The sequence below is a fragment of the Anabaena sp. UHCC 0451 genome, assembly GCF_034931405.1.
Taxonomy (GTDB): Bacteria; Cyanobacteriota; Cyanobacteriia; order Cyanobacteriales; family Nostocaceae; genus RDYJ01.
On record NZ_JAYGHA010000013.1, the window covers coordinates 105,934 to 127,150 of the forward strand.

Annotated in this window: 21 protein-coding genes; 9 read left to right on the plus strand and 12 right to left on the minus strand. The window is 39.4% G+C overall.

Annotated elements, in window-relative coordinates:
- Window positions 1–43: 43 nt before the first annotated feature.
- Together VB694_RS11055 and VB694_RS11060 are read right to left on the minus strand one after the other, a co-directional pair.
- On the minus strand, window positions 44–445 hold the full coding sequence (locus VB694_RS11055) for a helix-turn-helix domain-containing protein (RefSeq protein WP_323360360.1): 402 nt from the start codon (window positions 443–445) through the stop codon (window positions 44–46).
- Window positions 429–728, minus strand: coding sequence for a type II toxin-antitoxin system HigB family toxin (locus VB694_RS11060; RefSeq protein ID WP_323360361.1), 300 nt, complete (start codon window positions 726–728; stop codon window positions 429–431). Before VB694_RS11060 ends, VB694_RS11055 begins: the two co-directional genes overlap by 17 nt.
- 439 nt (window positions 729–1,167) lie before the next feature.
- Here VB694_RS11060 and VB694_RS11065 point away from each other — a divergent pair, with 439 nt between their 5' ends.
- Complete coding sequence (locus VB694_RS11065; protein ID WP_323360362.1) at window positions 1,168–1,791, plus strand: TMEM165/GDT1 family protein; 624 nt, start codon at window positions 1,168–1,170, stop codon at window positions 1,789–1,791.
- A gap of 66 nt (window positions 1,792–1,857) precedes the next feature.
- Here VB694_RS11065 and VB694_RS11070 read toward each other — a convergent pair whose 3' ends face one another.
- On the minus strand, window positions 1,858–2,736 hold the full coding sequence (locus VB694_RS11070; RefSeq protein ID WP_323360363.1) for a tetratricopeptide repeat protein: 879 nt from the start codon (window positions 2,734–2,736) through the stop codon (window positions 1,858–1,860).
- A gap of 392 nt (window positions 2,737–3,128) precedes the next feature.
- On the opposite strand from VB694_RS11070, the gene VB694_RS11075 reads away from it, so the two are divergent.
- A complete protein-coding gene (locus VB694_RS11075) occupies window positions 3,129–4,142 on the plus strand; it encodes a hypothetical protein (RefSeq protein ID WP_323360364.1) in 1,014 nt (337 codons plus the stop codon).
- 145 nt (window positions 4,143–4,287) lie between these two features.
- On the opposite strand, the gene VB694_RS11080 is transcribed toward VB694_RS11075, so the two are convergent.
- Window positions 4,288–5,457 (minus strand): homocysteine biosynthesis protein, encoded by a 1,170-nt coding sequence (locus VB694_RS11080; RefSeq protein WP_323360365.1) that lies wholly within the window; start codon window positions 5,455–5,457, stop codon window positions 4,288–4,290.
- Window positions 5,458–5,614: 157 nt separating this feature from the next.
- Here VB694_RS11080 and thiL point away from each other — a divergent pair, with 157 nt between their 5' ends.
- The gene (gene thiL / locus VB694_RS11085) at window positions 5,615–6,655 is read left to right on the plus strand and encodes a thiamine-phosphate kinase (protein WP_323360366.1); all 1,041 of its coding nucleotides are present in this window, start codon (window positions 5,615–5,617) and stop codon (window positions 6,653–6,655) included.
- Window positions 6,656–6,776: 121 nt separating this feature from the next.
- On the opposite strand, the gene VB694_RS11090 is transcribed toward thiL, so the two are convergent.
- Both VB694_RS11090 and nadD read right to left on the minus strand, forming a co-directional pair.
- Window positions 6,777–7,790, minus strand: coding sequence for a type I glyceraldehyde-3-phosphate dehydrogenase (locus VB694_RS11090; RefSeq protein ID WP_323360367.1), 1,014 nt, complete (start codon window positions 7,788–7,790; stop codon window positions 6,777–6,779).
- Window positions 7,791–7,906: 116 nt separating this feature from the next.
- Entirely contained in the window at window positions 7,907–8,533 is a 627-nt protein-coding gene (nadD, locus tag VB694_RS11095; RefSeq protein ID WP_323360368.1) for a nicotinate (nicotinamide) nucleotide adenylyltransferase, read from the minus strand.
- 483 nt (window positions 8,534–9,016) lie between these two features.
- On the opposite strand from nadD, the gene murC reads away from it, so the two are divergent.
- The 4 genes from murC (at window position 9,017) to VB694_RS11115 (ending at window position 12,704) form a co-directional block, all read left to right on the plus strand.
- On the plus strand, window positions 9,017–10,477 hold the full coding sequence (gene murC / locus VB694_RS11100; protein ID WP_323360369.1) for a UDP-N-acetylmuramate--L-alanine ligase: 1,461 nt from the start codon (window positions 9,017–9,019) through the stop codon (window positions 10,475–10,477).
- Between the two features lie 115 nt (window positions 10,478–10,592).
- Entirely contained in the window at window positions 10,593–11,591 is a 999-nt protein-coding gene (gene murB, locus VB694_RS11105; RefSeq protein ID WP_323360370.1) for a UDP-N-acetylmuramate dehydrogenase, read from the plus strand.
- Between the two features lie 172 nt (window positions 11,592–11,763).
- On the plus strand, window positions 11,764–12,114 hold the full coding sequence (locus tag VB694_RS11110; protein ID WP_323360371.1) for a YbaB/EbfC family nucleoid-associated protein: 351 nt from the start codon (window positions 11,764–11,766) through the stop codon (window positions 12,112–12,114).
- Between the two features lie 368 nt (window positions 12,115–12,482).
- Complete coding sequence (locus VB694_RS11115) at window positions 12,483–12,704, plus strand: transposase (protein WP_323360372.1); 222 nt, start codon at window positions 12,483–12,485, stop codon at window positions 12,702–12,704.
- A gap of 35 nt (window positions 12,705–12,739) precedes the next feature.
- Here the strand turns inward: VB694_RS11115 and VB694_RS11120 are convergent, their stop codons facing one another.
- The 5 genes from VB694_RS11120 to VB694_RS11140 form a co-directional block, all read right to left on the minus strand.
- Window positions 12,740–13,696, minus strand: a complete 957-nt coding sequence (locus tag VB694_RS11120) for an NAD(P)-dependent oxidoreductase (protein WP_323360373.1) — start codon at window positions 13,694–13,696, stop codon at window positions 12,740–12,742.
- Between the two features lie 198 nt (window positions 13,697–13,894).
- Entirely contained in the window at window positions 13,895–14,251 is a 357-nt protein-coding gene (locus VB694_RS11125; RefSeq protein ID WP_323360374.1) for a hypothetical protein, read from the minus strand.
- 121 nt (window positions 14,252–14,372) lie between these two features.
- A complete protein-coding gene (hemE, locus tag VB694_RS11130) occupies window positions 14,373–15,425 on the minus strand; it encodes a uroporphyrinogen decarboxylase (protein WP_323360375.1) in 1,053 nt (350 codons plus the stop codon).
- A gap of 200 nt (window positions 15,426–15,625) precedes the next feature.
- A complete protein-coding gene (locus tag VB694_RS11135) occupies window positions 15,626–16,945 on the minus strand; it encodes an ABC transporter substrate-binding protein (RefSeq protein WP_323360376.1) in 1,320 nt (439 codons plus the stop codon).
- Window positions 16,946–16,954: 9 nt separating this feature from the next.
- Window positions 16,955–17,617, minus strand: a complete 663-nt coding sequence (locus tag VB694_RS11140; RefSeq protein WP_323360377.1) for a glycosyltransferase family 2 protein — start codon at window positions 17,615–17,617, stop codon at window positions 16,955–16,957.
- 349 nt (window positions 17,618–17,966) lie between these two features.
- Between VB694_RS11140 and VB694_RS11145 the strand changes: the two genes are divergently transcribed.
- Window positions 17,967–19,244: a glycosyltransferase gene (locus VB694_RS11145; RefSeq protein ID WP_323360378.1), complete on the plus strand. Its 1,278-nt coding sequence runs from the start codon at window positions 17,967–17,969 to the stop codon at window positions 19,242–19,244.
- 94 nt (window positions 19,245–19,338) lie between these two features.
- Window positions 19,339–20,082 (plus strand): class I SAM-dependent methyltransferase, encoded by a 744-nt coding sequence (locus VB694_RS11150; RefSeq protein ID WP_323360379.1) that lies wholly within the window; start codon window positions 19,339–19,341, stop codon window positions 20,080–20,082.
- A gap of 330 nt (window positions 20,083–20,412) precedes the next feature.
- On the opposite strand, the gene VB694_RS11155 is transcribed toward VB694_RS11150, so the two are convergent.
- Complete coding sequence (locus VB694_RS11155; RefSeq protein ID WP_323360380.1) at window positions 20,413–21,213, minus strand: FkbM family methyltransferase; 801 nt, start codon at window positions 21,211–21,213, stop codon at window positions 20,413–20,415.
- Between the last annotated feature and the right edge of the window lie 4 nt (window positions 21,214–21,217).

The window sequence follows — 21,217 nt, forward strand, 5'->3', positions numbered from 1 at the left end:
TAAACCCTTAAAAAACCGTATTTTTAAAATCTCCTTAACCAATTCAAATAAACAAACTTGGAGAAACTTTAAAATATTCTCCCAAAGCTTTTGCTTGTGCTTTACTAATTGAACGTTTACCGTTGACAACTTCTGAAATCACACCGCTGCTAGAACCAAGAATACGTACTAAATCAGCTTGACGAATTCCGCTAGATTCCATGATGTGTTGCAAAATTTCATGAGGAGTAGATTTATCCATAGGATAATTTTCTTCCTCATAATCTTCAATTAGTTTGACAATCAATTTGTCTAAAAGTCGCTCCTCTGGAGTAAGATTATTTTTAAAAGTTAGAAATTCGGCAACTTTTAAAAAACGTTCATACTCCTCTTCTGTTTCAATTACTTTAGGAACGATTTCTGCTAGTAATTGAATATAAGCATCAGTATCAAAAGTAAGGGTCATTTTTCCACTTATTTTTACTATATTCGGCGTGAGTTAACAAGTATTTGTAGTACACCGTTTGATCTTCATAATCTATTGCTACAATGAGACGGTAATTATTACCTTTGATGTTAAAGACGGTAAAATTACCAACTGCTTCAGCATCACGGTAAATTTTCTTAACATCATCTAAAGTTTGCCATTCTGCTTTCTTAACAATTGCATTCCAATCTTCAATTTGTTTTTTGATATTGGGATACTTAGCTGCTTCATCGCGGAGGTCGCGAATGTGAATTAAATGCATTGATATACGTCCTGTTTATTGTGATTCCTAAATTCATGTGATTTTTCTCCTTAGCGGGTGTAATTATCCTCTCATTTTGAGAGTGAAATGTCAAGAGGTAATTTTTCCATTTATTTATGACTCACGAAAAATCTCTCTCAAACCCTCTTTTCTCTGCGTCCTCTGCGCCTCTGCGGTTCGTTATTCCAAAATCTTGACACCCAACGAACATCAAAGTATAATAAGCATCGAATAGAAGGGGAGTAGCTGCTGGCAAAAAAGCCAGTACATTTGAATCAACATACTGGCGATGAGCCTGGTTCAGATGGCGAATAACAAAGTATTTGAAAGCGAGACCTTCACTGAGTTCACACAAAAAGAGTGTGTGAGCTTCAGTGAGGTCATAAAACACTCATTAGAAGCTCCACACAGGTAAAAAATCCTACAGGAGCTAGAGAGAGTGTTAACAGCATTTACGGCAGGTTTAGTTTTAATTACCATTTCCGAGTTAGGTGATAAAACCTTTTTTATCGCTGTAATTTTGTCAATGCAGCACCCACGACGGGTAGTGTTTGCTGGTGTGACAGCAGCATTAGCAGCAATGACAGTTTTATCAGTGATATTTGGGCAGATTCTGTCAGCTTTAACACAGGGTTCAGAAATTTATGTTCATTATGCCAAAATAGTTTTATTTATAGCCTTTGGCTTAAAACTGCTCTATGATGCCAGTAAAATGACCGCTAAAGCTGAAAAAGAAGTCATAGAAGAAGCAAAAGAAGCAGTAGAAAAGGCAGAATTAGACAGTCAGCAGAAAAGCTTATGGTCAATATTACTTAAATCGTTTGTATTGACATTTATAGCAGAGTGGGGCGATCGCACACAAATAGCCACCATTGCCCTAGCAGCTAGTAACAACCCCATTGGTGTAACGTTAGGAGCAACTTTAGGACACGCAATTTGTACAGCGATCGCCGTCATCGGTGGTAAATTAATTGCAGGTAAAATTTCCGAAAAACAAATAACCCTCCTGGGAGGCATTTTATTTATTATCTTCGGTATCATCGCCGCCATAGAAGGAAGCTAGGAGGCAGAAGGCAGGAGGTAGAATTAAATTTCCTCCCCATCTCCCCATCTCCCCACCTTCATAGATTTACGGTGTACTTGTTGGTGAAGCTGTGGGAGTAGGAGTAGGTATTGCAGCTGCTTTATTAATTTCATCTTTATACTGAGCAGGAGCTAAAGCTGTGGCGCTATCAAATAAAGGTTTTGCTTCATCAACCTTACCCTGTTCTTTTAAAAGCATAGCCTTTGCTAACACGGGACGAAAATCCTGGGGATCTTTCTTAATTGCTTGTTCATATATAGAAATAGCTTGAGTATCGTTTTTCTGTAAAGCGTACACACTACCCAAAAGCACTTGTACAGCAACTATATCAACACTTCCAGGCTGAATTGTATTGGCTTGGGCAGCAGTAGATAGAGTTTCCTGCAACAAGCCAATAGCAGCTTCTGGGCGTTCCTGATTGAGTTGTAAATTCACCATTCCCTGTAAAGCTTTGAGATCACCAGGTTTTGTTGCTAAAATCGAGCGATAAGTTTGTGCTGCTCCTTCCTTGTCGCCAATTTGCTGCTTTGCTTGCGCCAGTAACACAGCATACTCCGACTGTTGTGGATTCAATTTAGCCAACTTCTCTAAAGGTTCAATTACCGCTTGAATATCAGCGGGTTTAACTTCACCTCTGCCTTTTTGACTGAGTAATTGTAACCGTGCTTGTAAAAGTCCCTTGAGTGCGGCTTGATTTTCTGGTTCTCGTTGCAAAACCAGTTCATAACCCCGAACTTCATCTGCCAATTTTGACTTTTGCTCAGATGAACTAGAATTAGTAGGGTTGCTGGTCGTATTTTGCCCTACTTGTTGTTGGGAATCATTGAAAGCCCCAATTATGGGTATCAGAGAAACCCCAATAAAAGCGGCAACTGCCAGAACTAAGACAACCTGAATTATCCACCGATTACGAGGTTGAGACACAGTTTTTTCCCTTTTGATAAATTTGAACAAGATGTATCGAAATCAATATTTACACAAATCACAAAGTTAAAATTTTCCAAAACTTTGCGGAATACGGTTATTTGACTGTGAATTTTATAACAAATAACTATCTAGACTGCTAAAGTAAGTGATGACTTTAGGAGGAGCATTCAGAATTGTAGCTATGCTATGCTTCCGAAACTAGTGTAAAGGCGTTAAATGACACATTTAGTCTCTAAATGCGAAATTTCGCGCCTTTGTGTTCGCACAGCGCACTCTAGAATGGCTAGATTGAAAGGAAATATACTTTTATTCAGCCATACAAACGCTCTTTCCATCTGCCTTTGTAAAATCCCACAATAATGGGATGTGTCTCCGCCTCAAGGAGTTTTATGAATTCCGACCTGATGCCGTCTCCTGAATCCGCTAATTCTACAGCCTCTAACCAGGCTCCAACTAAAATTGACTTAACAGATAGGTCATCGAAACCTGATCGTTCACCCGTTAACCCTAGCGAGACTGATACCAATGGGAATTTAGCCAGTCGGCAACAACCGATTCCACCTCCCAGCGAACCAATGCAGTATCGAGCAATCGGGTTAGTCCGGGGGCGCTACTCTGCCAGCAGTGAACAATTTACCCAAGGAACATTGATAACTGCTGATGGTGTAGAACTCAATGCCGTCCTTTTAGGTCGAATTATGAGTTTGGTCAAAAATCACCTAGACCTGGAAAAAGAACATCTATGGGTAGTTTATCCCCGTACTAGACAAGAAAATGACTCACTGCACATCCAAATCGTCGGAGTTTGGGAGCCAGAAAATCTGGCTAAAAATTCTCCAGACGAGGATGGCAAAAATTCGGGTTCACAAGTTTTAGAGAGACCCGAAAATGGTATCGCTAAGAAATCTGCTCGCCAAAAGCCAGCTAAAGAAGAAATTTCCCAACCCCCAAAAACATCATCAGAACTTCCTGATGGTGACTTTTCCGTGCGTGGTGAGGTAGTCTACCAATCTTTTGACGCTAGAAGTTTGGTGGTTAAAATTAAACAGGCTGCACGGAAACCAACTGACAAACCTAAATATTTTAAGTTGAAAATGCGGGGTGTGCTGGCTACCAAAGCGGTAGGCAAGTTTTGGGATTTCAAAGTTAAGCGCGAAGCTGATGTATTAGTGGTAGAAAATGCGGAAGCGATCGCTGATTTGCCCAAAAAACGTAAACCTCCATTCAGAAGTGGTCCTCGATCTGGTGGTGGTCCTTCGAGAAGGCCATTCCCTCCCAGACGCAGTGGGGAAGAAACTCCACGTCCGATCAAGAAAATAGGTGGTGAACCCGTTGCGGTTTCTAAACCTTTACCAAAAGCCCCTGCTCCCAAGCCAGTGAAGAAGCCGAAACCCCAGGAGTAGGGACTGGGGACTGGGGACTGGGGACTGGGAACTGGGAACTGGGAACTGGGAACTGGGAACTGGGGACTGGGTAATCAATTTTATCTTTCCCAATCAATCCCCAATCACCAATCACCAATCCCCAATCACCAATCCCCAATCCCCATTAAAAGTCAGTCCAACGGTCTTGGGGTAAAAAAGCACGATCCATTGGAATGGGGGAAACTGGCTCTGTGAGGGTAAATGTGCCTGCTTCTATCCACTGTTTCAACTCTAAAGCAACTTGCCGTGAGAGAAACATACTGGCTAAAGGAGCAACACGCACAGCTTTACCCTCTATGGTGATCTTTCCCGATTTGAGTTGAGCATAACTGACTAAACCAAAGGTAGGACGAACGCGTCGAGGAATGGAAAAGTCTACTATTGGCGCTACTAAGTCTTTATCTAGGACAGCACAATGTTCAATTACGGTTTCATTTAAAACTGGAAGTGGTACACCGACACCCAACATTAAAGCAGGTCCATAACTTTTGAAGTAGCAACCCCGTACCCAACGAGCATCCATTTGTTTAGCATCACCAATTAAGGCTAAAGTGGCAGAAGGTCCAATGGGTGTGCGATTGGCTAACCGCTTTTGTAAGGGGAAGTGTTGCGTACCTTCCCAAGCTACATAACCAATTCCACCACCTAAGAATATTTTTGTGCCAATGCCGATCAGTTGTAAATCGGGGTCATTGAATAAGGGGGAAATTGCACCAGGGTTTGAGTAAACTGCATTACCTAAGCGGGGTTGGAGCGGTCCTAGATAGGTATGAAGTGGGCGCTCGCCTCCATTGACCCCAATAATAAAATTTTGATAAAGATTGCGCGGATTAAATAAATAAAACTGATTGATGGTATCACGAGTCACACTGGTTTCAAAAGTTGCCCTGGGGTAACAATCGGTAACTTGTCCTAAAGCTCGTACTTGTACAGGTTTACCAGCAATTAAATCCTCGATCACATGGCCACCACCACGTTCTCGCAGTTCTTCCCCATCCATCGTTTCTACAGCACAACTAGCACCCAAGTATAAATCTACCGCCCCAAAACCAGAGTATGCTGGCACACCATCTAACCAGCAACGCCGAATTTTAATAGGTGGGTCTGTATGTCCTAAATTAATAATTGCACCGCTTGATTCCATGGGTTCAAAGGTGCCAGTAGTAATAACATCAACTTCTTTTGCAGCTTTGGTGACACCGATTTCTGTTACTCGTGTTTTTAAGTCTTCAACCGTCCACACTACGGCACGTTTCTGGCTGATTTTTTCATTAATTTCGGCAATGGTTCGCATTTTTATCAGTGGGAACAGGGAACAGGGAACAGGGAACAGGGAACAGGGAACAGGGGAAGAAAATTTTAGATTTTAGATTTTAGATTGGAACTAATTAAAGAAAATCCAAAATCCAAAATTCAGAAATCCTGCCTACTGCCTCTTTAATTAATACAAAATGATGTCTAACTTACCAGCAGAACATTTACGAGTCCGAGATATTGGCGAACAAGGTCTTTTAGAGAGATTACAACACTTCTGTCCTTCAGAGGTGATTGGTGATGATGCAGCAGTTTTGGTGACAAAATCAGAACAATCTTTGGTAGTCACCACGGATATGTTGGTTGATGGTGTGCATTTTAGTGATGTCACCACTTCCCCAGAGGATGCTGGTTGGCGTGCAGCAGCAGCGAATTTATCAGATTTAGCGGCTATGGGTGCTTTTCCTTTGGGTATCACCGTCGGACTGGGTTTACCTGGAGATGTTACCGTTCAATGGGTGGAAAGACTGTATCAAGGAATGACAGAATGTTTGCAAAAGTACAATGTGCCAATAGTTGGTGGTGATATTGTGCGATCGCCTATCACAACTTTAGCAATTACTGCCTTTGGTCAAGTCAACCCCAATTTTATTATCCGTCGTGCCACTGCTCAAGTCGGAGATGCCATTGTCGTCACAGGTATTCATGGAGCTTCCCGTGGGGGCTTAGAATTGCTCTTACAGCCGGAAATAGGTCAGAACCTCACAACCGCAGAAAAGACGGCTTTAATCACAGCACACCAGCGCCCCAACCCCCGTTTAGATGTCATACCTATCTTGTGGGAAATCGTAGAATCTCAATCCAAAATCCAAAATCTAAAATCTAAAATTGCTGGTATGGACAGCAGCGATGGTTTAGCCGATGCTGTATTACAAATTTGCTGTGCGAGTAAAGTAGGCGCTATTTTAGAACCAAGCAAAATCCCTTTACCATCAGTTTTTCATCAATGGCTCACACCAGAGCGATCGCTACATTATGCCCTATACGGTGGTGAAGATTTTGAATTAGTCCTGTGTTTACCACCAGAAGCCGCATTAATATTAGTTCAGAAATTAGGTACAGGTGCAGCTATTATCGGCACAATTATATCAGGATCAGCGGTAATATTACACCATAAAAATGAAGAAATCCCCGACCAAGGATTAAGTCTCAGTCAGGGATTTCAACATTTTACTTAGGTAATAGGTAATGGGTAATGGGTAATTGGTAATTGGTAATTGCTAAGAATAAACTCTGGCATGAGTGTCTTTTGCCTTTCGCCTCTTGCCTTTTGCCTTCTTACTGTCACCTGTCACCTAACTACGCCCACTTGGAAGCTACTAATTCAGCCAAGTCCAGAACGCGTTGGCTATAACCCCATTCATTGTCATACCATGCCATGACTTTTACCATGTCATTACCCATGACTATAGTTAAGTTGGCATCAACAATAGAAGACTCATTTGTACCTTGATAATCAGAAGATACAAGTTGAAGTTCGCTATATCCTAAAATGCCTTTAAGTGGACCTTCAGCAGCATCTTTCAAAGCTTGGTTAACTTCTTCAGTAATAGTGCGCTTCTCGGTCTGAACGACAAAATCCACCATTGACACATTAGGGGTAGGTACCCGTAAAGCCACACCGTTCAACTTACCCTTTAAATCTGGTAATACCAAAGCTACTGCTTTTGCTGCACCAGTAGAAGTAGGAACAATGTTAATAGCTGCTGCTCTTGCCCGACGCAAATCACGGTGAGAAGCGTCTAATAAACGCTGGTCTCCAGTATAGCTGTGGGTAGTAGTCATTGTGCCTTTGATGATGCCAAATTTCTCATTTAACACCTTAGCAATGGGAGCCAAACAGTTAGTAGTACAGCTGGCATTACTAATGATGTTATGTAGGTTGTGATCATAATCATGATGATTCACACCCATCACAAAAGTACCATCTTCATTTTTACCAGGGGCAGTAATCAGAACCTTCTTAGCACCAGCATTGACGTGCCTCATTGCCCCTTCTTTGCTGGTAAAAACACCAGTTGATTCAATAATCAGGTCAATGTCCCACTCTTTCCAGGGCAAGTTATCTGGGTTGCGATCAGATACGCATTTAATGGTATTACCGTTAACGGTGATGGAATTATCATCAGCACTAATGTCGGCATTTTGTAACCGCCCTAGCATGGAATCATATCTAAGGAGGTGAGCATTGGTTCTAGGGTCGGAGGTGTCATTGATAGCCACAAGCTCAATTTGGCTATTCTCTCTACCTACCCAGCAGCGTGCGAAGTTCCGTCCAATGCGCCCGAAACCGTTGATTGCAACTCTAATCACAGTGTCTTGCCCTCTGTATTTATGCCTATAAGTTGATATCGTTGACCCCAATCATATCGCAAAGGGGGGGAGTGTTTATAACTATAAAGTGTTAGATCCAAAAAAAAACACAGAATTTATTCAGAATTATTTGAGTACAGGTTGTGAGTGGCTATGTAAAGTCCAACCTGTTCTGGCAATAAATCATCAGTTGAATGGCCTAGACGACAAAGTTCACGGATAATACTTGACGAAACTCTAACTAAAGGTGTATGCAGTAATTGCCAATGAATGATATGAGATTTTTCTCTAAATTTTTTTTCAACTTGCTTGCAGATTATCTCACTTTGAGCTATAGTCTCACCACCTACTAGTCGGGGTGCAATTAGCCAATCACACATTTGCGCTAGTTCATAGCCACGATACCAACGGGGCAAAGTTTGGAAAGTATCCAAACCTACAATCCAGTACCAATGAGTATTTGGATAACAAGCAGATAAGTTGATCAGGGTGTTGATAGCGTAAGAAGTCCCAGAGCGTTCACTCTCCATGAGTGAGACAGTAAAGGCTGGGTCATTTCTCGTGGCTAATTTTAGCATTGCTACCCGATGCTCAAACAGTGAAGCTTGTTTATGAGGAGGATTTTTTGAGGGTATCCAAATTACCTGTTCAAGATGTAATTGAGCCAAAGCCGTTTTGGCTACGAGCAGGTGTCCCCAGTGAACTGGGTCAAATGTACCTCCAAAAATTGCAAGTTGCTGCATCCAGTCCAGAAATTAGGGATTCGGTTAAATGTCAGTAAAATATCCAGTTAAAACATCTTGACCCGGACTACTATGTTGAGTCTGGGAACTTCATGCTGCAACTAGTTGAATAATATTTTCACTGCCAATGTACTATTGTAGTCAATTCACCAACTGGGCAGATACAGTTTCAAATCAGATTTACAATTCAAACACCTCCGTAGTCACTTGTAGTAAAGCAACAAAGGATATGTATTTAAGATTACAGGAATTTTTTTCCCGATGTCACTACAGTTTTCAGAATAATCATAAGAAGATAACAGAAATAGATCTATTCTCTCACCGAGGGAATATCTTCCTAAACAAGCACAAACAAAGTAAAAAATTAACTCTTTATTCAGATATGAAAATCTTACAGGAGCAGTATCTGTAAAAATCAAAATCCTGTTATGATACGCGTGTCTTATGTGAACATTTTGTGGTGTGGTGTCAGAGGAACAAAAGATGAATAAGTATATAGATTTTAGTGGTAGACCATTTCATTTCATTGGGATTGGCGGTATCGGAATGTCTGCTCTGGCGTATGTATTGACAAAACGTCAATTACCAGTATCCGGTTCTGATTTACGACCTAGCCAAATTACCCGTAAGTTGGAATCTCTGGGCGCTCACATTTTTAGTAGACAAGAAGCCAGCAATCTTGAGTTCTTTCGTCCTCAAGTATTAGCTAGGGAAACATTATTAAATTCACCAGAACAATTGCCTGTAGAAAAGACAATTCTACCCCAAGTAATTTGTTCAACAGCTATTAACACTAGTAACTTGGAATACAAAGCAGCTATTGAATTAGGCTGCCCAATTTTACATCGTTCCGATGTCCTAGCGGCTTTGATTGCTGATTACTATAGCATTGCTGTAGCAGGAACTCATGGTAAAACTACAACTAGTAGTATGATAGGTTATATGCTATTGCAAGCGGGACTTGACCCAACAATTTTGGTGGGTGGAGAAGTCAACGCTTGGGAAGGGAATGCTCGATTAGGGGAAAGTAAGTATCTAGTAGCTGAAGCCGATGAATCGGATGGTTCTTTGATTAAACACGCCCCAGCAATTGGAATTATTACCAATATTGAACTCGATCATCCCGACCACTATGAAACATTAGAAGAAGTAGTAGAGATTTTCCAAAAATTTGCTCAAAGTTGCCAAATTCTGATCGGCAGCATTGATTGTGAAACAGTGCGAGAACGTCTAAAACCAACAATCAGCTATAGTTTACACCCAGATACGGGCGCTGACTACACTGTTACTAACATTGACTATCGTGCTGATGGGACAACAGCGTTGGTGTGGGAAAAAGGTAAAGCCTTGGGTGTGTTGAATGTACAACTTTTGAGTCGGCATAACCTCAGTAATGCTCTAGCAGCAGTAGCTGTAGGACGCTCTCTGGGTTTAGAATTTGGAGAAATTGCCAAAGGTATTGCCACCTTTGAAGGTGCAAGACGGCGCTTTGAGTTCCGGGGTGAAGCGGCTGGTATTACCTTCATTGATGATTATGCCCATCATCCTAGTGAGATTCGTGCTACTCTTGCCGCAGCACGTTTACAAGCTAGACCAGGACAAAGGGTAGTTGCTATCTTCCAACCCCATCGTTACAGTCGGACACTGACCTTTTTAGAAGAATTTGCCGAGTCTTTTGCTCATGCTGATGTAGTAGTATTGACTGACATTTACAGTGCTGGAGAACCCAATTTAGGGCAGATTAGTGGTGAAAAATTGGCAGCAGAAATTGCCAAGCATCACCAACAAGTTATTTATCAACCTACTTTATCCTCAGTGTGCGAGTTGTTATTATCAACCCTGCGTCCTGGTGACTTGGCATTATTTTTAGGTGCTGGTAATTTGAATCAAGCAATTCCTGAAATCCTGGCTACACTTCGTGAACCAGCTAAAGTTACATCCTAAGTGAAGCACACTGCTAGGTTTTATTTGTGAGCAAATTTCCCATCTAGCAATAGTTTCATTAATACCGGAATATTACGGTAAATACGTTGATAAAAAATTACCAATTAAAGCAACGATGACAACCTCCCAGGCAGCTGGAAACGTCTGTACGATTTCTGCTTTGACTGCAAATAAACAGCAAACAATTAATTCAGTCGATAGTAAATTAATTTACTTACCAGGTACTGATTGTGTGATTAAATCCCAGGCTTCTTTATCAGCATTTACTTCCTATCGGGTTGGAGGAGAGGCTGAATTGTATGTTGCTCCTCGCAACTTAAAAGCATTACAAGCAAGTATTGAGTATGCCAAAGAACTAGATTTACCAGTTACAATACTGGGAGCAGGTTCTAATTTATTGGTAAGTGATCAAGGTATACCAGGCTTAGTGATTGCTACTCGTCATTTCCGCTCTAAACGTTTTGACCCACAAACAGGTCAATTAACTATCGCCGCAGGAGAATCTATTCCTAGCTTGGCATGGGAAGCAGCAGAATTGGGATGGCAAGGTTTAGAGTGGGCTGTTGGTATTCCTGGAACGGTTGGTGGTGCAGTTGTGATGAATGCAGGGGCGCATAATAGCTGTATAGCAGAGATGTTAGTTAGCGCGGAATTACTCTCTCCCGATGGTAAAGTAGAAACTCTCACTCCGGCGGAATTAGGTTACAAATATCGGACTTCATTATTACAAGGGGGCGATCGCATAGTTACTCAAGCTACTTTCCAACTCCAACCAGGTGCAGATCCCGCACAAGTTGTAGCTACAACCAAGGAAAATAAACAGCATCGGCTTTCTACCCAACCTTACAATTTTCCTAGCTGTGGTAGTGTGTTCCGCAATCCTAAACCTTATACTGCTGGATGGTTGATTGAACAAGCTGGATTAAAAGGCTACCAAATTGGTGGAGCGCAAGTCGCCCAACTTCATGCCAATTTTATCGTTAATCGTGGTGGGGCTAAAGCCAGCGATATTTTCTGTCTCATTAGTCATATTCAACGTGAAGTACAACAACGTTGGTCAATTTGGTTAGAGCCAGAAGTTAAAATGATTGGTGAATTTCAAGCTTTTTGTTAATAGGTGATTGGGAAGAGCGCAGAGGAGCAGGGGAGCAGGGGAGCAGGGGAGCAGAGGAGCAGGGGAGAAAATTCTTTCCCAATCCCCAATCCTCAATCCCCAATTACCAATTACCGACCCCAACTATAATTGAATTTGATTTGTTATTCAAAGCACAAGTGGACAATTTATTATGACAGCAGGAAAAGGACAGGGATTTGGCTTTGGCTTAGGAAAAATGAGAGAACTGGCTGACGCTTTCAAAAAAGCACAGCAAGTTCAAGAAGGTGCAAAGCTTCTCCAAGAAGAATTAGAGCGAATGGAGATTCAAGGAGAATCGGGCGGTGGACTTGTTAAGGTAATTGTCAGTGGGAATCAAGAACCGAAGCGAGTGGAAATTTCCCCAGAGGCCATAGCACAAGGTCCAGAGCTACTTTCCGATCTCGTGACAGCAGCGATGAAAGATGCCTACAATCAGTCCACTGCTACCATGCGGGAACGGATGGAAGAATTGACTAGTGGACTGGAACTGCCAGGATTATAGTCGTTAGTCGTTAGTTATTAGTCGTTAGTTATTAGTCGTTAGTTATTAGTTATTAGTCGTTAGCAACTGATAACTGATAACTGACAGCATAGATAAAATTATTTATAACTATTTCAGTAAATACTCTTTTACTATAAATACTATACAGATATTTGCATATATTATTGGGAGTATGAGCGTTGATAGAAAAATATAAATATTAAATAGAGCGATCGCTATTCCAGGAGAAACACCAGCAAACAAGTAAGCGGGGACAATTCGATTGTGTGTAATTGCACCTTTGAGTAAAGATACTGCTAAATTTTGACCAATGATTTTTGATAACTGCCAATGGGCAAAAGTAAAAAGGGAGACAGCTATTACCAAAATTGTGGAAAGGGGCAGTAGTGGTAATGGATAATCTCAAAGCACATAAAATGAATGGGATTATTGAAATGATCGAGTCTGTAGGCGCGAGGGTAGTTTATTTATCACCGTATTTACCTGAATTTAACCCCATAGAACATCTTTGGGTGGCAACTAAAAGCATTTATGAGGAAGTTTTCACCGAAAAATATTTTGGCAGTAGTACAACTGTTGTCAATTGGTAAATCACCATATTTCTTACTCCTGACTCCTCACATATTCATTTCCCACATTTCACACCGCTAATTTTCAAAACATCACTCATAGTTGCACAGTAATTTGGTAAATTGAAGCTGCTAGGATTAATAGCATTAGCATAGTTAAAATGACGATAATTCATACAAAATCTATCCCATGCAGCCATTTGAATATTAAACAATTTAATAATCACATTAGCTAATGACAAAGATAGAGGAATGCGGAAGAAAATCTTTTTATTTAAATAAGTGCAAACTTCCTCTATTGCTTGATTAGCAGTTAATGAAGATTGACCTAATACAAATCTTCTTGGATCTCCTGCTTGTGGTGGATAATCAATTAAATACTGCACAACTGTAGCAATATCTTTACCATGAATAAAGTGAAAACTGCCATCTGCTTGTAAAAAACGAATGATATTAATATAGTTAGTAACTTCGGGAATGCCTGTTGTAACAGCGGAATAAGGTTTGTTGTCATCACCACCTAAAACAATGGTCGGAAAAACGGTGGTAATTTTGGGAAAAATATCTAACTTTTCGATTTTATGTAAACAATCATATTTAGAACGGATATAATCTGTACCGATTTCTCCCGCTTCTTTGAGTGGTTGATTTCCATGATTTAAAACACTGGCTGTCGAGAAATAAATTACCTGTTCACATCTTTCAGGATTTAACAAACTCATTAATTCTAGAGTTTTGGAAACATTGATATCAAAAATACCCTCACCACCCCAGGAAGTAGCTGTTAAAACAGCGATATCAATGGTTTTAAGTAAATTGGAAAATTTACCAATTTCCTGCATATCACCTTGTAAAATGGTGATTCCTGGACGTTCTGCGGTGTTAATTTGTAGTTTGTTGGGGTTTCTGACTAATAGATAAAGTTCGTGTTCAGTGTTTTTTATTAATGTTTCGCTGATATAATGACCGATACAGCCACTTGCACCTGTGATTAAAATTCGTTGTTTAGTCATTGATGTTTGATGTTGGGGTTTTTGGGGATGGTTGATAACGGTGTATAATTATAGCATGATTTGAGGATATAGATCCCATATTTATTAAGGAAGTGGGGGATCTGGGTGTTAGTTAAGTTATATATTTTTTTTAACGAACCGCAGAGACGCAGAGGACACAGAGAGAAAACAAACATCTGTATTTTTTGATTAAATTATTTATTCCCCTGCTTGTAATTTTAATAAAGCTTTGGCTTTTGCTATCCTCACCAAATTCTCTAAATATTGATATTGTTCCCAAATCATTTCTTCCGCAGCAGTTAAACCTTGAGTGCGATTTTTTTCTAATAAACTACTAATCTGGGTTTGTAATTCTGCTGATGGACGTAAAGCGATAATTTCTGCTGATGTTGGTAACTGTGCTAAAAATTCTAACACTTCTGCTATACCTGCAAAACCAGGTTGAGATGCAGCATTTAATTCTCTGATTCCTAATTCTAAAATTTGTGGGAGTTGATGCTCAAATAATTGCAGTCTAGTTACCAATTCTTCAGGAATATCTAAAGTAAATTGCATGGTTTTTCCTTCAACCTTTAAAAATAATCATAACAAAATATAGGTTTATGATCAGCAACTACGTGCAATTATCAAAAGTTTATCAATAATGATCAGGTGGGTAAAAAACCCACCCAACAAATTAAACCAAAGCGTTGAGATTTTTCGCAGTTTCAAAGAAGAAAGCAACGTTTTCTTCTGGTGTTTCTGGTAATACACCATGTCCCAGGTTGAGGATATGTCCCCAGTTACCGGCTTTGCGAACGGTGTCCAAAACGCGATCGCGGATAAATTCTTTAGAACCAAATAACACACCCGGATCAAGATTACCCTGTACTTTCACGTGCTTACCTAATCTTGCTCTGGCATCTGCCATATCTACTGCCCAGTCTACAGTAATGATATCTGCACCAGAAGCAGGCATTCTTTCTAAAAGTCCCGCACTACCTGTCACCAACAAAATTAATGGTGTGTCAGGATGAGTTTTTTTGACTTTCTCAAACACCATTTTTTGGTAAGGTAAAGCAAAGGTATCATAATCTTGAGGGCTTAATTGTCCCGCCCAAGAATCAAACATCTGCACCACTTGAGCGCCACAATCAATTTGATAGCGCACATAATCGGCAATGGACTCAGCTAATTTAGTTAATAGCTGATGCAGAATAGTCGGATCTGAGAAGGCCATGTTTTTGATGATGGAATAGGTTTTAGAACCTTTACCTTCCACCGCATAGGCCGCTAATGTCCAAGGTGCGCCTACAAAGCCTAACACCGTTGATTCATTTTTTACTTCTTCCCGTAACGATCCCAAAATCGTTTTAATAAATGGCAAAGAAGCCTCTGGATCTAGGGGACGCAGTTTTTCAATTTGCTCTTGAGTGCGTATGGGCGAAAAAATAATCGGTCCCTTCCCTTCCGCAATATCCATGTCAATTCCCATCCCTGGTAGGGGGGTGACAATATCGGAAAACAAAATTACTCCGTCGGGTTGGAAAGCTCTCCAGGGTTGGAGGGAAACTTCGATCGCTACTTCTGGAATTTCTGAGCGTTCCCGAAAAGAAGGATATTTCTCCCGTAAGTCCCGATACGCTTTCATATAGCGTCCCGCTTGTCGCATCATCCATACAGGGGGACGATCTACTTGTTCACCGCGTGCAGCCCGAAGGAGGAGAGGAGCCGTTGAGGAAACACCCATTTAACACTTCATCCTAAGTCACTTTCATATTTCACTGTTTAGCTTATCATCCTCAGATTACGCTTTATCAACACATCTCAAAAGCTCTTAGGATTGCGTTACCTAACTTAATAAAACGTTAAAATTGAGGAGTTCAGGAGTCAGGAGTCAGGAAGAAGTAGGGGAAACTAATAACCGAGTCACCAGTCACCAGTCACCAATCACCTGTTTTCCCCCCAAATCACTTCTAACCGTTCCTGAGCTTCTTTTAAAGCAGATTCAGCAGAAGATTTACCTAATAACGTGGCTTCAATTGCTCTACCCAAACTATCAGAAATGCGACTATATCCAGCTATAATTGGACGAGATCCAGCTACGGGAATTTGTTCTACAAACACTTTTAACCAAGGTTTGTCACTGAGATATTTTTTATATTCTTGACTTGCGGCAGATTTGAAATTAACAGGTAAAAAACCTGTACCTATACTCCATTCTGTTTGGAATTCTTGACTCAGCACAAATTCTAAAAACTTGAATGCAGCTTTTTCTCTTTCTGGGGTTGTTTTCATCACAAAAAAACCACCAGTACCTGCGACTGTAGATTGAGTAACATTAGCCGGAATGGGAAATACCTGATAATCAACTTTAGACTTAGTAATATAAGTCCAAGGACCTGTGAGTTGCATTGCTGCACGACCTTCAAAAAAAGCATCTTCTTCATAACCTCTTTCGGGGGGAGAAAGAGTTGCTGAACCATCTTTAATTAAATCTTCCCAAAATTTTAAAGCGGTAATAGCTCCTGTGTTAGTTAAATTTGGACTGTTATTAGTTACTATTTCACCTCCAGCACTCAATAAAAAGGGAAACCAAGTAAAGACAGTCCATTCTTGCTTACCTAAAGGTAGTAACATTCCATATTGTTCTGGTCGCTTGTCGCCATTTTTATCAACAGTTAATTTTTTAGCAACTTCTCTCAATTCTTGCCAAGTTTTAGGAGTCTGAGTAATTCCCGCTTTTTCAAACAAATCAGAACGGTAAAAAATGCCGATATTGCTGGTGTAAAATGGGATTGACCAAATGTGATTATCTAATGTTAATTGCTCAAATAAATTCGGGCTAACCTCTGATTTAACAGGTGATTTATCTAACCAATCTTCTAAAGGTACAATTGCCCCTAGTTCTGCAAATTGACCAGTAAGTTGTGGATCAAATGCGAGAATATCTGGAGGTGCATTACCCACAACTGCTGTTAATATTTTAGGCAATCCTTCTGCATAAATAGACTCTACTTGAATATCAGGATGAGTCTGATTAAATTTGTCTACTAACTTATTAAAAACATCTCGATTTTTAGGGGGATTAATTCCTTGCCAAAGTGATAAATGAACTACTTCTTTGTCTTTATGTGCAGCTTCTTGACAACTAGATAAAAATATGACACAAAGACCAAATACAAGGATTAAAAGTGAAATTTGCCCAGCAGAATTAAATAACTGACGGCAAAAACTTCTGATTGGTTTGAAAAAAAAGGGGATTTTCATGTCAATCAATTACATAGATGAGGAGAAATTAGTAGTAAAATTCTTACTAACGCTAGTTTCTGCTCTCGTATAAACATAAGTTTCTGGCTCTTTTATTTTTTGTGTTTTGAATATTTTTTCGGCTCGTTCCCATAAATCTGTATCTTCTCCATAAGTCATGTGATTAAATCCCTGTAATTCAAAAAATACCTTTCTTTTGCCAAAAAATGTAGGACCCAAAACACATTCACGCAAATTGATTAATTTGCCTGGTTGAAAATAATCTGCAACTAAAATTTCTTCTTCACTGAAAAATCCCCCTTCAATCAAGTCAATTTCTGGATTAGCTTTCATATATTCTAATCGCGACTCTAAATGATTGGGTTTATATGAATCGTCACTATCAAGCAATGTGATATATTTACCAAATGATGCCTGTATCCCTGCATTTTTGGCATAACATTGTTTTTTATTTTGATGCTTTAAATAACGGATATTATTGTATTTACCAAGATAGGGATTGACAATTTCAAATGTATTATCACTGCTACCATCATCTACTATTAAAAGTTCCCAATTTGTAAAAGTTTGATTGAGGACACTATCAATACCTTTATTTAAGTAATGAGCGCGGTTATAGGTACAGACAATAATGCTAATTTCTGGGCTGATATCAAAAGCGATAGGACTCATAGTGAGTTATTTACAGATAAAAGGTAGGTTAATGGCGTATCAACTAATATCTAGTATCGCATAACATGGTAACATGACTAAGTTAGTGATCATTACCTTAAATACTTAGTAACAATGATAACTAATATTCTGCAATATTTACAAACCTCAGAATGCAGTCAAAAGCAATCTGCTAAAACATTTTACAGTTAGGGACTTCCAAATAAACAACACTCAACCACCTAAAGCAAAAAATCTCTCAAACCCTCATTCCTCTGCGTTCTCTGCGCCTCTGCGGTTAGTTAATCCGGATAATTTATTTTTTGGAAGTCCCTTAGTTCAATATTAATTAAATATATTTTTTCAGCTTATGACTCATTTTGGTACGATTTGCCCCACCGCTACTGGTCACTTAAACACAATGACTGCTTTAGGACGCGAACTCAAAAAACGAGGTCATCGTGTCACTGTTTTGGGGATGGCTGATGCAGAACCCAATGCCAAAGCTGCTGGCTTGGAATTTCGTCCTATTTCTGGGGATGAATTGCCGGTGGGAACAACAGCTAAATTTTATGAGGAGTTGGGCAAACTTAATGGGTTAGCAGCATTACGTTACACAACTTCTTTATCAGAACAAACCACGGCTTTATTTTTGCGGGATGCACCACAAGTTATTCAAGATGCTGGAATAGAGGCACTAATAATTGATGAATGTATATTTGGAGGAAGCACAGTAGCCGACTTTGTGAATATACCTTTTGTGACGGTTTGTTCCGCCCTAGTCAATGGTTTTGATCATTCTATTCCGCCATATTTTAAAACTTGGCAATATAACCCAGCATGGTGGGCAAGGTTAAGAAATCGTGCAGGTTATGAGTTAATGTTGTTGAGTTTTAGTAAACCTATCCGACAGGTAATTTCAAAATTTCGTCGTGAATGGAATTTACCACCTTGTACTAATATTAATGATTTTTACTCTGTTTCCAAATTAGCAATTATTAGTCAACAAGTAGCCGAGTTTGAGTACCCAAGACCGAATTTAGCTGGATTACTTCATTTTACAGGACCTCATTTTGATGCTACAGCTAGAAAATCCGTTGATTTCCCCTTTGAAAAATTAAATGGACAGCCTCTTATTTATGCTTCGATGGGAACATTACAAAATCGGCTGCATAATATTTTCCATCATATTGCGGAAAGTTGTGTAGGTCTAGATGCTCAATTAGTTCTTGCCCTGGGAGGTGGACTAGAACCTCAAGACTTACCAAACTTACCAGGAAATCCCATAGTTGTGAAATATGCACCACAGTTAGAACTGCTCCAAAAAGCAAGTTTAACTATTTGTCATGCCGGAACTAATACTGTCTTAGAGTCATTGTTTTATGGTGTACCTTTGGTAACTATTCCTATTACTAATGACCAACCAGGAGTAGCCGCACGTATTGTCTGGTCTGGTACAGGAAAGTTTATTTCCACTTCTCGGTTAACTACTCCTAGATTACGTCAAGCTATTCAAGAAGTATTGACGCAACCATCTTACAAAAAGAATGCTTTGAGACTAAAAATGGCAATGAATCAAGCAGGAGGAGTAGGTCGTGCTGTTGATATTATTGAGGAGGTGATCTTAAAAAATCAGTTAGTCAGTTAACAAAATAAAAATTTTATTAAATGCAAGTTTATCTACATGAAATTTGGTAATCTTGTTAACGTGTTGAGTAAATTAATAAAAATAAATCCCCTTTATGCCTAGATTACCACTTCCTTCTTCCTTAAGCTCTTACTATACAGCTTCATTTAATTTAAAGCACCATATACAGGAATTTTTGCATTTGGATTCAGAAATAGTAGAGAATAGGTTAGAGACAAGTCAGCAGCAGATGGCTGAGTTAGGTCATAAAGATTTTGATTGGGAAGAAGCAACAGCTTTTTATCGTGACAAGGTAGGAGAATTTTACTTATTTGATTTGGGAGCTTGGCATTTAGCAAGTCATGAATATATTGAAGATACCTTGTTGCTGATTTCAAATCATGCTCAAGGTCGAGTTTTGGATTTTGGTGGTGGAATTGGGACACATACTCTGGGTACTGCGCTGTGTCCGCAGGTTGAGCAAGTTGTATATTGTGATATTAATCCGATTAATCGTGATTTTGTGAAATATCGGGCTGAACAGATGGGTTTGAGTCAAAAAATCGTTTTTTGTCAGGAGATAGCTGCTAACGAAACCTTTGACACTATTATTTCTTTTGATGTTTTAGAACATTTACCAGACCCTAGCCAGCAGTTGTTAAAATTCCATCAAGTTCTGACAGATGAGGGTAAAATTATCCTGAATTGGTGTTTCTTTAAAGGTGTTAATCAAGAACATCCTTTTCATCTTGATGATCCTTATTTAGTAGATATTTTCTATCGCACACTTCAAAGTAAGTTCTTAGAAATTTTTCACCCTTACCAAATAACATCTCGTTGTTACCGTAAGTTAGTTTAAAATCTGAAAATTTAGTTGTTGACCTAGTGCAGCTTGGAGAGAAAATAACTATCCAATTTAAAAAGGTGAAAAAGCTGATAAAACAAGCTTTCTTACCTTCTGCATTCGAGGAGATATAGCGTTTCCCAGCCTAATGAAGTACAAAATTATCTGCGTTTATCTGCGTCCATCTGCGTTCAATTATTAATGTTTGTACCTCACTTGAATGGGAATGGCTATAAGATCCCCGACTTCTGAGATCAATTTATCATTTATGGAGATCATAAATAAAAGAAGTCGGGGATCTGGATGTCAATAGTCTGTGTTTATAGTTTTTCACCTATCAGATATTCACAGACTGGCATGGGTATCATACCACGGTTCTATAATCTTGAGTGTTTCTAAGAGCCTCTTACCTAGAGGAATATCATAAATAAACCCATTCAATCTAAATATTTTATAGTACCAAAAAATGCGTTTGTAGAGATTGATTGCTTCACTTTGGGAAAGCCAAGTTCCTGCTGTTTCTTCTCCAAAAAGTCCGCTAGAACCAAATTCAAATTGATGTTCAATATATTTGCCTTCTCGTTCTGGAAAGGGACAAATTTGTTCTGATATATTCTGTTGGCTAATAACTTTAAATTTTTGATAACCCAGTTCTTTTAATAACTTAAATTCTTCTAGCAAGTTATTCCAAGAAGTTTTTGCTGATTCTATGGATAGAAACTGTGGTTTGCTGTCAAAATGCCTTAATGCTTCTACACACAACAAATCTGCACCTTCAATATCTATTTTCAGATAGTAGGGAATGCCAAATTCTTGCAAAATGTTTTCAAATTTAGAACCTTTTACGGTAATTCCCAGGGAACTTGTCCCAAATTCCTCATTTCTCTTCACCCAATCTGGAGAAATTGTCCCCCAAACACTATGATTTAGGTTAGTATAGAAAGTAATTTCGCCATTTTGTGGGGCTATGGCCAGATTAAGAAGTTGGAGTTGACCATCATTTATATAGGATTGTAGTCGCTTTTTTGTAGTTTCATAAAGCTGAGGATCTGCCTCTATCCCAATGACTCGAAAACCTTTTTTTAAATAGTATTCAGTGTCTTCACCCTGATGAACACCAACATCTATTATTAAATTTTTATCCATAGAT

What these genes read in the sequence shown, in the direction of transcription:
- nadD (WP_323360368.1), bottom strand. Translation starts at nt 8,533, where the DNA reads ATGCAGCAACTTGCAATTTTTGGAGGTACATTTGACCCAGTTCACTGG.
- murC (WP_323360369.1), top strand. Translation starts at nt 9,017, where the DNA reads ATGAATAAGTATATAGATTTTAGTGGTAGACCATTTCATTTCATTGGG.
- VB694_RS11055 (WP_323360360.1), bottom strand. Translation starts at nt 445, where the DNA reads ATGACCCTTACTTTTGATACTGATGCTTATATTCAATTACTAGCAGAA.
- VB694_RS11150 (WP_323360379.1), top strand. Translation starts at nt 19,339, where the DNA reads ATGCCTAGATTACCACTTCCTTCTTCCTTAAGCTCTTACTATACAGCT.
- VB694_RS11075 (WP_323360364.1), top strand. Translation starts at nt 3,129, where the DNA reads ATGAATTCCGACCTGATGCCGTCTCCTGAATCCGCTAATTCTACAGCC.
- VB694_RS11140 (WP_323360377.1), bottom strand. Translation starts at nt 17,617, where the DNA reads ATGAGTCCTATCGCTTTTGATATCAGCCCAGAAATTAGCATTATTGTC.
- VB694_RS11145 (WP_323360378.1), top strand. Translation starts at nt 17,967, where the DNA reads ATGACTCATTTTGGTACGATTTGCCCCACCGCTACTGGTCACTTAAAC.
- VB694_RS11060 (WP_323360361.1), bottom strand. Translation starts at nt 728, where the DNA reads ATGCATTTAATTCACATTCGCGACCTCCGCGATGAAGCAGCTAAGTAT.
- VB694_RS11110 (WP_323360371.1), top strand. Translation starts at nt 11,764, where the DNA reads ATGACAGCAGGAAAAGGACAGGGATTTGGCTTTGGCTTAGGAAAAATG.
- VB694_RS11080 (WP_323360365.1), bottom strand. Translation starts at nt 5,457, where the DNA reads ATGCGAACCATTGCCGAAATTAATGAAAAAATCAGCCAGAAACGTGCC.
- VB694_RS11125 (WP_323360374.1), bottom strand. Translation starts at nt 14,251, where the DNA reads ATGCAATTTACTTTAGATATTCCTGAAGAATTGGTAACTAGACTGCAA.
- murB (WP_323360370.1), top strand. Translation starts at nt 10,593, where the DNA reads ATGACAACCTCCCAGGCAGCTGGAAACGTCTGTACGATTTCTGCTTTG.
- hemE (WP_323360375.1), bottom strand. Translation starts at nt 15,425, where the DNA reads ATGGGTGTTTCCTCAACGGCTCCTCTCCTCCTTCGGGCTGCACGCGGT.
- VB694_RS11155 (WP_323360380.1), bottom strand. Translation starts at nt 21,213, where the DNA reads ATGGATAAAAATTTAATAATAGATGTTGGTGTTCATCAGGGTGAAGAC.
- thiL (WP_323360366.1), top strand. Translation starts at nt 5,615, where the DNA reads ATGATGTCTAACTTACCAGCAGAACATTTACGAGTCCGAGATATTGGC.
- VB694_RS11120 (WP_323360373.1), bottom strand. Translation starts at nt 13,696, where the DNA reads ATGACTAAACAACGAATTTTAATCACAGGTGCAAGTGGCTGTATCGGT.
- VB694_RS11135 (WP_323360376.1), bottom strand. Translation starts at nt 16,945, where the DNA reads ATGAAAATCCCCTTTTTTTTCAAACCAATCAGAAGTTTTTGCCGTCAG.